Below are 3,246 nucleotides of genomic sequence, written 5' to 3'. Positions count from 1 at the left end.
AATGGGTCTGCAAAGTGCCCCCGATACCTTTCTCCTGAAGCGAAAAAGGAGTTGTGCCCGAACGGCATGGGTTGCTAGAATACGAGGCGTGATGAGACGGTCCGGACTTTCGACAGTCAACAAGATAAACATCGCCTGCGTCTTTCTCGGACTCCTGCTTGGGGTACTCCTCTGCCGACGGCTCTCCCCATTGTCCCCTTGGTTCTGGCTGGCTGCGGTGCTGTGGTGCGGAGGGTTCGGCTATGTGATCGGCTTCTTCGTCAGTCTCATTTTCGTCTCTCGTAAGTATAAGGACGGGCCATGAGTGAGATATTCAGTGTTCCTCTTGGCTCTTCGTCCCTTCATCATGGATAAGATCGATGACCGTCACCTCGGGCGGCGCCAGAAACCGGATCGGAGGCCCCCATGTGCCCGACCCCCGGCTCACATAGAGATACGCGTTACCGGAGAGTTCCCGACCTCCTGAAGCGACTGGATAATAGAGCCAGGTGACGACGCTGAAAGGGAAGATTTGACCTTTATGGACATGTCCCGAGAGCTGGAGATCGAAGAGGCCTAGGCTCTCTTTTTCGATGAGAGGTCTGTGCTTGAGAAGAAGGGTGAATTTTTCGCGGGGGAGCCTTTCGAGTATGACCCTTTCGGTCCTTCCCCGAAAAAGGCCGAAGGCTTTGCCGGCGGGATCTTCGACCCCGGCGATGTTTATCATTCCCCCGACCGTCAGCCCTTCCCCCCTCAGGACCCTGAATCCTGCCTTCTCCGTGAAGGCGAGGGCCTGATCGAGCCCTGCATAGTATTCGTGGTTCCCGGTTATCGCGAACTTTCCGTATCGGGGATTGATCTCTCTCAGCATCTCCGAGAGTCCTGTGAGCCCGTTAATCTGTCCGTCCACGAGATCGCCCGTAGAGACGAATATGTCTGGATCCGCCTTCTTTACTTCGGCGAGAATCCGGCTCACCCTTTCCTGCCTCACGATGAGTCCGATATGGACGTCGGATATCTGGACTATCCTCAGTCTTCCGATATCCTCGGGGATCTTGGAAGTCTTTATCGTCACCAGTTCGGTTCTGATGTCCCTCGCCTCGAAATATCCATAGAACGCTATGGACAGCGCAACGCCGAGAGGAAGGAAGAAGGCATACTGATTCGATAACGCGAGACCTGAAAGATCGGCCTTCAGAACAAGTCCGGCAAGAGAGATCACGGAGCGGTAAAGGTCGGTGAGAAGCGAAACGGAGCAGAAGAGAAAGAGGACCCCCATCCAGGTATATCCTGTGTAGGAGAAGAGGCGTGCAAAGAGATCGTGCCCTGCCCTTTCCGACAGCCGTATGATAACGGGGGCGAAGACCATGACGAGCATGAAGAGTGCGAGGGGAAGGCCCGCATGGATTCCGAAGGCAAAGGCAGATTTCGCTTTGAGAAACGCGTAGAGATGGAGCCCGCCATAGAGGAGGAAGAATACGAGGAAGAAGAGACTCATGGAAATCCTTTTAGACGGGGCATCAATGTCCGATGATACTGAATCTAAAATACCGGCCCGGGTTCTTTCTGATGTCTCCTGCCAATTCCTTGACCTCGCCGATAGTCTCCTTTAACTCCTTTGCGAGTTCTTCGTCCCTGATAAGAGCGCCCGCTGTTCCTTCGCCGTTATCGATCCTCTCTAAAATAGAGGAAAGCTGGGCTGACGCCTTATTGAGGTTCTCATACAATGACGGGTCCTGAACAAGCCTGTTCAGCGTCCCCGAACCCTCATTCAGTTTCTTCCCGAACTCCTCCACGGATGCGGTTGCCGAGAGCATCCGATTGTAGAGCGCCGGGTCCTCGACGAGTTTCATGAGAGTCCCGGAGCCGGTATTCAGTTTCTTCCCGAATTCCTCGACGGAAGCGGTCGCTGAGAGCATTTTGTTATAAAGCGTAGGGTCTTCGATAAGGAGTCCCATCGTCCCCCTCGCCTCCCGTATCTCTTTAGCGGTCAGCGCCAGGGTCTTTGAGGCTTCTCTGAGGTTGTCGTAGAGGGCGCGGTCTGATATCAGCTGCGCTATCGTCCCTTCGCCCTTCTCGATCTTTGTGACGAGGTTATCGAGTTTTTTTATGAATTCCGTCAGGCGCTCCATCGATTGGGCCGACGTCCCCACGACATCCTTTAACTCAATCTGCGCAGCCCCCCGTATCATGTCGCCGGACCTGACCGGTGCCGCAGCGCTCGAGCCCGCGTTCAGCTCGACGTATTTGTCCCCGAGCAGCCCCATGGTGAGAACGCTCGCCTGTGCATCCTTCCTGACAAACTCCAGGGCGTTCTTCCTGATCGAGAGGGTCACAATCGCCCCAGATGAAGGATGAAGCTGTATGTTTTTCACGGAGCCGACCTCTATCCCTGAGAGCCAAACCGGAGAACCTCTCCTCAATCCCTTGACATCCTGAATCTCTGCCTTGAGGACACCCCTCGGCGCGAAGATATTCTCGATGCTGCCCGCAAAGAAGACGACAAAGAACAGGGTGAGGAGGGCGAGGGTGATGACGAGGCCGACCTTGAGCTTCGACCAGGCAAGTTGCTTCTTCAGATCGTACATGTCAGCCTCCTTCCGAGAAGTCCGGGTAATGCAGCACTATTGTACGACATTACACTCCCTGACGTATATCTCGATTTCCGGCACCGTCGACTGGAGAAGATAATCCCGGTTCCCGTCAAATACTATCATGCCGTTTTTCAGGAAGATGAATCTGTCCGCCACCTTGAGGGCGTCGGACAATTTATGGGTTACGATCATGAATCCCTTGCCGTCTTCGGAAAGGGCGGTGATCAGCTTGCATATATTGTCGGCATTCACCGGGTCGAGTCCGCTCGTCGGCTCGTCGTAGAGAAACATCTTTGGATCACACGACGCAAGAGACCTGGCGATCGCGACACGACGATGCATACCACCGCTCAGTTCCTCGGGCATGAGGTATTTTGCGTGTTCGACATCCACCTTCTTGAGCAATTCCTCCACCTTCCGGTCGATCTCTTCCTCGGACATCGCAGAGTATTCCCGTAAGCAGAAGGCGACGTTCTCCTTCACATCGAGGGAGTCGAAGAGTGCCCCTTCCTGGAAGACGATGCTGAATTTCATCCTCACCTCTCTCAGATCGTCTTCGGTCTTCTCCGTTATGTTCTCTCCTTCGATGAGTATTTCCCCTGAATCAGGACGTATGAGACCCATGACGAGTTTGAGGATCGTCGTCTTGCCCTCTCCGCTGCCTCCGAGGATC

Annotated in this window: 4 protein-coding genes; 1 reads left to right on the top strand and 3 read right to left on the bottom strand. The window is 54.4% G+C overall.

From position 1 onward, the window contains the following. The coding region (locus VEI96_02290; protein HXX56814.1) for a hypothetical protein at positions 1-304 on the top strand (304 nt) is incomplete at its 5' end. A gap of 9 nt (positions 305-313) precedes the next feature. Here the strand turns inward: VEI96_02290 and VEI96_02285 are convergent. From VEI96_02285 to VEI96_02275, 3 genes are all read right to left on the bottom strand, one after another. After that, positions 314-1,477 (bottom strand): metallophosphoesterase, encoded by a 1,164-nt coding sequence (locus tag VEI96_02285; GenBank protein HXX56813.1) that lies wholly within the window; start codon positions 1,475-1,477, stop codon positions 314-316. Between the two features lie 22 nt (positions 1,478-1,499). Beyond that, positions 1,500-2,567, bottom strand: a complete 1,068-nt coding sequence (locus VEI96_02280; protein ID HXX56812.1) for an MlaD family protein — start codon at positions 2,565-2,567, stop codon at positions 1,500-1,502. A gap of 36 nt (positions 2,568-2,603) precedes the next feature. After that, positions 2,604-3,246: ATP-binding cassette domain-containing protein (locus VEI96_02275; GenBank protein HXX56811.1), on the bottom strand; the 643-nt coding region annotated here is incomplete at its 5' end.

Source organism: Thermodesulfovibrionales bacterium (genome assembly GCA_035622735.1).
Classification (GTDB): domain Bacteria; phylum Nitrospirota; class Thermodesulfovibrionia; order Thermodesulfovibrionales; family UBA9159; genus DASPUT01.
This window is presented reverse-complemented; position numbering and strand designations above follow the sequence as displayed.